The organism is Streptomyces sp. NPDC001985 (genome assembly GCF_040296845.1).
In the GTDB taxonomy this organism is placed as follows: Bacteria; Actinomycetota; Actinomycetes; order Streptomycetales; family Streptomycetaceae; genus Streptomyces.
This window is the reverse complement of sequence record NZ_JBEOYB010000143.1, coordinates 1-7,749: the sequence shown is the minus strand read 5'-3', so window position 1 is coordinate 7,749 and position 7,749 is coordinate 1. Positions and strand designations below refer to the sequence as shown.

Here is a 7,749-nt window from a genome sequence, read left to right as displayed (position 1 = left end):
CCCGGTTGCCTCTGGGGTGACGGGGCGTGGCTGGCCGCTCCGGCGGCCTATCCGGGGCCCCCCGGGGCCGTTCGGCGGCTTTTTCGTGGGTACGGGGGGGGTGCCCGCCCCCCGGGCGCGGGACACCGCGCCGTCGCGGACGCCCCCCTGGGGGCGCCCGCTGTTCAGGGGGAGACGGCGGCCGGGATCTGCTCGGCGCTCCCGTCGCCGCCGGGGGCCGGGCCGGCGGCGGTGCGCGCGGGCGGCTCCCCGCCGTGCGGTGCGGCCGTGCGGGCGCTCTCATGGAGGTCCCGGCCGCGGATGAAGGCGTACCCCACCACCGCGCCGACCGCGGAGACGGCCGCGCACATGATCATGACATCCGTCAGACCGTCCACGAAGGCGGTGCGCGCCGCCGCGTCGAGGGCGGCGGCCAGCCCTTCCGGTGCCCGGCCGACGGCCTCGGCCGCACCGCCCGCCGCGACCGCCTCGCCGAACTCCTCAGCGTTGGGGCCCAGTTGGCGCCCCGCCTCGGACTCGGTGAACAGATGGGTCACCCGGCTCTGGAAGACCGCCCCGAACCCCGCGATACCGACGGCGACGCCCACCTGCTGGAAGGTCTCGCTGATACCCGAGGCCATGCCCGCCTTGGACGGCTCCGCCACCGCGATGGAGAGGGAGGCGCGCGGGGGGTTGAACAGCCCCATGCCCAGGCCGATGCCGACCATGGCGGGCAGCAGCGCGGTCCAGGTGGTGTCCGGGCCGGTGAGCGCGACGAGGGTCAGCCCGGCCGAGATGAGCGCGAGCGAGGTTCCCACCAGCAGCCGCTGCGGCACCCGGGTCGTCAGCGATCCGGCGACGGCGGCCGCGAGGAACAGCGTCAGGGTGAGCGGCAGGAAGCGCAGCCCCGTCTCCCACGGGGAGAAGGCCAGCATGTTCTGCACGTACGAGACCAGCAGGAAGAGCGCCGACATGGTGGCGGCGGCACAGAGCAGGGTCACCACCGACAGCCCGTTGAACGTGACGTTCCGGAAGAGCGAGAGATCGAGCATGGCCCGGTCGCCGAGCCGGCGCTCGACGGCGCAGAACACCCCGAACAGCACGACGGACACCAGGAACAGGGAGACGATCGGCGCGCTGCCCCAGCCGTCGGCCTCGCCCCGCAGCAGTCCGAGGACCAGCAGGGTCAGCGCGCTGGAGAAGAGGACCAGGCCCCACCAGTCGACCCCGGGCGCCGACTCCGCGCGGGACTCGCGCATCCGGAGGGCGCTGATGGCCAGTGCCGCCAGCCCGACCGGAACATTGACCAGGAAGATCCAGCGCCAGTTGATCCCGTCGGTGAGGGCGCCGCCGATCAGCGGCCCGAAGGCGATGGAGAGGCCGACCACTCCGCCGAAGATCCCGAAGGCCCTGCCCCGGTCCCTGCCCTGGTACTCCTGTCCGATCAGCGCCGGGCCGATGGCGAAGAGCACGGCGCCGCCGAGGCCCTGGAGGCCGCGGGCGACGGAGAGGGAGGTGGTGTCCGGAGCGAGCCCGCAGGCGAGCGAGGCGAGCAGGAAGACGACGAAGCCGACGTTGAACACCCGCTTGCGCCCCAGCCGGTCCGCCAGCGAACCGGCCGTCAGCAGCACCGCGGCGAGCCCCAGCGCATAGGCGTCGAGCACCCACTGGAGGGAGGTGAAGTCGGCATCGAAGGTCTCCCGGATGTCCGGGAGCGCGACGTTCACCACGGTCAGGTCGAGCAGCAGCATGAACGTGGCCACACACACCACGGCCAGTGTCCATCCCCGCCCCGCGCCGACGGCGCCGGGTGGGTCCGCCCGGCGTGCCGTCCGGTTCGTTCGTTCCGACATCGTTCCCCCGTTGTTCGGATGATCAATAATCTCAATCGTTGGTAATCTCTACGATCCAAGAAGCTATGAATCCATCGGTCAACTGTCAATGAGCACAAGGGATGTGCCGCGACTTCGGCCGAAAACCGCCCGGCAGTGGACCGCTCGGCCTTGGACCGCCCGGCAGTACCGCTCCACGGGGCCGGCACGGCGGCTTGCGTCCGGCGCGGACTCCGGGTTCCGAGGAGCGGGGCCTCCTCTCACCGGGGCGCGCCCCGTCCGGCCACCGGACCCGCGCCCCCGAGGACATCGGCCGGCTCCGCGCCATCGGCGGACCGCTGCGCGCCCCGTCCGGCCATCGCGGACGTCAGCGGCTCCGCCCAGGGTCCTCGATCCCGCACCGGCCGGCCCCGGCGACGGCCCCACCGGGTCCTCGCGCGGCCGGCGCGGCGGCGGATCGGCGAGCCGGCCGAGCGCATCGGGCGGCTGTCGAGGCCGCGGGCGCGTCTCATGGCCCCGTTGACGGGCCCTTTCGGCGGCCTCTTCGACGAGCCGCCACCGCCGCCCGTGCCACCGGCCCGTCGGTACGCCGGTGGAGTGCCCGCCGCCGGGAACACGGTCCGGGGCCAGGGCGTTGGCCGGGAGGGAAGGACATGGGCGGGACTGGAGGGTGGTGGGAGTCATGGCCGGTGACAGGGCGATCCTGTACGTGGCGGAGCCCGACGGGCCGGTACGGACCGGGCCCGAGGGCGGGGGGACGGTCATCCGGGCCGTACCGACGGAGGACGCCGCGGTGGAGACCGCGGTCGCCCTGGTGGAGGGCGGCGTGGAGACGATCGAGCTGTGCGGGGCGACGGGGTTCCCCTGGGCGGCGCGGGTCGGGGCGGCCGTGCGGGGCCGGGCGCGCGTGGGCACGGTGGCCTTCGGCTTCGAGTCGCTGATCGATGCGGCCCGCTTCAAGGAGCGCGCCACCGCCGGTGAGGCGCTGACGACCCTGTTCCTCTACCTCCAGGAGGGCGCCGACCCCGCCGCGGACCGGCTGGAGCGCCCGGACGGCTCCTCCCGCGCGCTCTTCGTCGCCGTCCCCGACCCGGCGGCGGGCGCCGCCGTGGCGGCGGAACTGGCGGCGGAGGTGCAGCTGATCGAGGTGTACGGAGGGTTCGGTCCCGCCGGCACCGCCGCGGTGATCGAGGCCGTGGGCGGGCGCGTCCCGGTGGGTGCCGCCGTCCACTCGGAGCCCGCGCCGACCGCTGTGCCCGCCGGGCGGTAGCGGGGGATCGGCCGCGCGGCCGGCGACGGGGACTGGAAGTCGTGGCCGATGCCCGCCCGGCACCCGTTCGGCGCCCGGCTCGCAGGGGGGCCGCCCGGCCTCCCGGAAGGGCGGGGCCGCACAGGGCCGGTGAGGTGAGATCGCGGATTGTCCGCGCGGCCCGGCGCGGGAACCGTCCTCCGCGCCGGGGGTGTGGATAGCCTCGGGCCATGGCTGACACTTTCGACCACGCCCCGGCGGTGTGGACTGCGGCGCGGCTCCGGGAGGCCCTCGCGGCCCTGCCGGACGACACCCCCCTCCACATCGGAGTCGCCGACGACCCCGGCGACTTCGACGGCTACAGCGAGTACGCCCTCGTGAATCTCGAACCGGTGGAGAAGGACTCCGCCGGGCGGGCCGGTTCGCCCGCGACCGTCGAGTACACCCTCTTCGCGGACTTCAAGGCGGGGCAGTACCACCGCGACCCCGTCTGACCCGCCGTCCGGGGCCGGTGTTCCACCGCGACCACCGGCCCGGGTGCGGAGACGGGCCGTGACCGGCGCGGCTGTGGTGAGTGCCGCCGGGAAGCGGCCCGCCAGCCGTCGGTACCGGGTCCGGGCGGTCCGCCCCGACGTCCGGAAGCACTCTGGAGCCCGGAGCCCGGAGCCCGGAGCACCCGCCGCCCGCCGGACGGACCGGACCCTCCCCCGCGCCCCGCTGTCGCGCCGCCCCCCCCGGCGCCCGTGCGGTGCGCCGCAGCGCGCCGAGGCCCTCCTCCCGTACCGGCGGCTGATCACCGGACCGGGCCGGACCGGGGTACGCGCCCTTGACCCCCGGGCGATTCGCCCCGCCCAACCCCCGTTCCGCCCCTTCCCGTACATCCGTCCACCCCTGCCCCCGCTCCCACTCTGTCGAAGAGGCTCCGAGGCACCCGGCCGGAGGACGGATCTCCCGTTCCCCGGTCACCGGCCCGCCGGCTCGGGCATCCTCGGACCGTCGACACGAAGGAGGAGACATGACGTGGCAGACCGACGAGTTCGGGACGTCCCACGAGGGCAGCGCGGGGGCGCTCCTGGCCGACGGCAGTGAGCCCGATCCGGTGTACCTGGACACCGGGAGCGGCTCCACCGTCCACAGCACCCGTGAGTGGTGGGCGTACGACGGCACACGGGGCACGCCCCGGGCGGCCGAGGTCCGGGGTTCGTGCTCGTGCGGCTGGCGCGGCACCGGCCGCTATCCCATCGACTGGTCCCACACGATCGAGGACCGCCCCCATCTGTTCGGCACCTCCGGGCCCCGGCACGACTGGGACCGCCACATCGGCGAGGTCGAGGCCCGCTCGGTGCCCCTGCCCGCCGAACTGGCGGGCCTGCTGGAACGCGTGGACGGGCACCTCGCCTCCCTGGCCGAGGAGGAACCGCTCGCCGCGCTGCGGGCCGTGGCCGCGCTGGAGCGCACCACCTGGCGTGCCGGCCGGAGCGCCGCCCGCAACACCGAGGTGGACGAGGTGCCGTGGGACGCGGTGGGAACGGCGCTCGGGCTGACCGAGTCGGCCGCCCGCTCCCGGCTGACGGGCTATCTGCTCCGGCACTGATCCGGCGGGCAGGCGCACGGCCCGGCCCCCGCCGGTGAGCGCACGGCACCGGGCAGCGCCCGGCGGAGCCGTGCCGGCGCCGCGCGCACCCCCGGTTCACGGCCCGAGGCAACCCTGGGCCATCAGCGGGCATCTCCCTGGAACAGGGGAGCAATCCGGGATTCCCGGGATGCCTGAGCAAGCTGATGACAAGGAGAGCAGCCTTGATCCGTGTCTCGCGCATGGTGACCGCCGCCACGGTGGTCCTCGCGCTGGCAGTGGGGTCGGCGGAGCCGGCGCACGCGTCGCCGGGGGCGCTGCCCGCCGGGCCGTCCGCCGGCACCCGGCCGCCCGCACCCGATGGCCCCGGTGGCAGCGGACTTCCGGCCGGGTGGCAGCTCACCGGCGCGGGGGCCGGGAAGCAGTTGGTCTGGGCCGCCGCCGAGCCGGTGCCCATGGGCGACGCCCGGGTCGAGTTCCACACCGGACAGCGGCTCATCGGCCGCCCGGTGGCGGACGAGGACCGGCGCACCTTCCGGCTGCGGCTCGACGGCGCGTCCCCCGGGGAGCCGGACGAGCTCCGCGTGATGGCCGGCGGGCGCCGCCTCGACGGCCCCGGGGCCGCTTCCGCCCCGGACGCCCGGCTCCCCGCGGCCCCGGTGAAGCCGGCGGCCCCGCTGCCCGTGAACCAGGTCGACCCCGGTGTCCCGGGCAAGTACCGCACCGTCAGCGGTGAGTACACCCTCGACGCGGTACGCCTGCCCGGCTACCCCGCGCCGGTGGAGATGCGGGGGGTGGTGGTGGCACCGGCCGGCGCGCCGGGACCCCGCCCGCTGGCGCTGTTCCTGCACGGCCGTCACTACACCTGCTTCAGCGCCCGGGGCAACGAGGGCTCCGCCTGGCCCTGTGAGAAGGGAACCCGGCCGGTCCCGAGCCACCGCGGCTATCTGCACGACCAGAAGCTCCTCGCCTCCCAGGGCCATGTGACGGTGTCCATAGCCGCCAACGGGATAAACGCCCAGGACGAGGGCGCGGAGGACGGCGGCGCACAGGCCCGTTCGTCCCTGGTCCGGCTCCATCTCGCCCGGTGGGCCGAGTGGGCCGCCGATCCGGCCGGGGCGCCGGCGGAGGTGCGCGCGGCGGCGGCCGCGGCCGACCTGTCCCGGGTGCTGCTGGTCGGTCACTCCCGGGGCGGCGAGGGTGTCAACCGCGCCGCGCTCGACAGCCGTTTCCGGCCACCCGCCGCCCAGGACGGCTACCGGGGAGCGGTGCGCTGGCGCATCCGCGGCACCGTCCTCGTGGGTCCCACGATCTTCGGGCACAACCCCGCCCCCGACACACCGTCGATGACCATCCTGCCCGGCTGCGACGGAGACGTCTCCGACCTCCAGGGCGAGATGTATCTCGACAACAGCCGTGGCCTGGGCAGCGGCACCGCCCTGAACAGCGCGGTCTACATGGTCGGTGCCAACCACAACTTCTTCAACAGCGAGTGGACACCGGGACAGGCCGAGGCGCCCGCCGATGACGACTTCTGGCCCGACGACGAGAACCCCGACGCGGTGTGCGCACCCGGCACCGGCACCCGGCTGACCGCGCGGCAGCAGCAGACCGCGGGCTCCACCTACATAGCCGCGGCGGCCCGGCTCTTCGTCGCGGGCGACGACCGGGTGCGCCCCCTGCTGGACGGCTCGGACCGGCGCGCCCCCTCGGCCGGCCCCGCGCGGGTGCTCAGCCACGCCGTCGGCGGCAACCGCACCCCGGCCCTGCTGCCCGGCACCTCGGTCTCCGTGACCGGCGGCCGGCTGTGCGAGCAGGTGACCGACAAACCCCGGCAGGCGTGCCTGCCCTCCCGGTGGGACGGCCGATCACCGCACTTCGCCGGCTGGGACGCCTACCCCGAGCCCGGCCGCCACGCGGTCGCGATGCGCTGGTCGGAGGCCGGTGCACCGGTACGGGCCACTCCCGCCCGGCCGTTCTCCGTCTCGGGCGCCGAGGCGCTGGCCCTGCGGGTGATCGTGCCGCCCAACACCACCGGCACCCGGCTGGACATCGCCCTCACCGACGCCTCGGGCCGCCGCGCCACGCTCGGCCGGGTCCGGGCCGACGGACTGCCGGGCACCGGGCGGACCGCCTCCCACTGGGCCCGTGAGGTCCGTGTGCCGCTGGCCGCCGCCGTCAGGGCCGGACTGAACCTCAAGCAGGTGAAGGCGGTGGAGCTGATCCCGCGCACCACCTCCGGGCAGGCCTGGCTGATGGACGCGTGGGGCTGGCGCCCCGGCACACCGGCGGTGCGGACGGTGGACATGCCGCGCGTGGACGTCGGACGGCTGACGGTCAAGGAGGGGAACTCGGGCGTCCGGGTCCACCATGTCCCCGTACGGGTCTCCGGGAAGGGCACCGGCCAGGTCCGGGCGTTCGCCTCCCGGCCGCGCGCGGACGACACCGCCGTCTCCACGGTGACGGTCGGCGAGCGCGGCCGTGCCGTCAAGGCCGCCATGAGGGTCACGGGCGACACCCGCTACGGCTACGCCTCCGGACAGACCCTGTACGTCAAGGCGGTGCGCGGGGCGGTGGTCGGGTCCCACTCCGGCGGGACGACCGTGGAGGACGACGATCCGTTGCCCCGGATCACCGTGAAACCGGTCACCGACCACGTCACCGAGGGCGGAAGCCTGACCTGGCGCGTGTCGCTGTCCGCGCCCACCGAGACGGAGTTCGGGGCGGCGGGATTCGCCTTCCTGCCGGCCGGCGACGGGACGGAGCTCTCCACCCTGGACGTCGACGGGCGGTGGCTGGAGGAGAACCTCTGGGAGCCGCGGAACCCGGAGCGGCCCCTGTCCGAGCTGCGGGCGCATCTGACACCCGCGATCCCCGCCGGAGAGCTGAGCGCGGAAGTGAGCGTTCCCACCGTCAGGGACCGGGTGAGTGAACCGGAGGAGTCCCTGCGGATGCAGCTCATGGTCCACGGCGACACACCGGAGCCCCAGGGTCCGGTGATCACCGCCACGGTGAAGGACGCGCCGTCCGTGACTACTACCGCCTCCCACTCCCACCACCTGTCCCCCGCCTTCCCCGGCCGCGCCCCCTGGGGCACCGCCGGCAAGCTGCGCGCC

5 protein-coding genes are annotated in these 7,749 nt (G+C 75.2%); 4 read left to right on the top strand and 1 reads right to left on the bottom strand.

Going from position 1 to position 7,749, the window contains the following annotated elements; translation table 11 throughout:
• Positions 1-164: 164 nt before the first annotated feature.
• Entirely contained in the window at positions 165-1,832 is a 1,668-nt protein-coding gene (locus tag ABT122_RS32750) for an MFS transporter (RefSeq protein WP_351559692.1), read from the bottom strand.
• A 661-nt stretch (positions 1,833-2,493) separates the two neighbouring features.
• Between ABT122_RS32750 and ABT122_RS32745 the strand changes: the two genes are divergently transcribed.
• The 4 genes from ABT122_RS32745 to ABT122_RS32730 form a co-directional block, all read left to right on the top strand.
• Positions 2,494-3,081 carry a DUF6506 family protein gene (locus ABT122_RS32745; protein WP_351559690.1) on the top strand — a complete coding sequence of 196 codons (588 nt, stop codon included), beginning with the start codon at positions 2,494-2,496 and terminating at the stop codon, positions 3,079-3,081.
• A 209-nt stretch (positions 3,082-3,290) separates the two neighbouring features.
• On the top strand, positions 3,291-3,554 hold the full coding sequence (locus tag ABT122_RS32740) for a DUF6225 family protein (RefSeq protein WP_351559688.1): 264 nt from the start codon (positions 3,291-3,293) through the stop codon (positions 3,552-3,554).
• Between the two features lie 521 nt (positions 3,555-4,075).
• Positions 4,076-4,654 (top strand): hypothetical protein, encoded by a 579-nt coding sequence (locus ABT122_RS32735; protein ID WP_351559686.1) that lies wholly within the window; start codon positions 4,076-4,078, stop codon positions 4,652-4,654.
• Positions 4,655-4,857: 203 nt separating this feature from the next.
• The coding region (locus tag ABT122_RS32730; protein WP_351559684.1) for a hypothetical protein at positions 4,858-7,749 on the top strand (2,892 nt) is incomplete at its 3' end.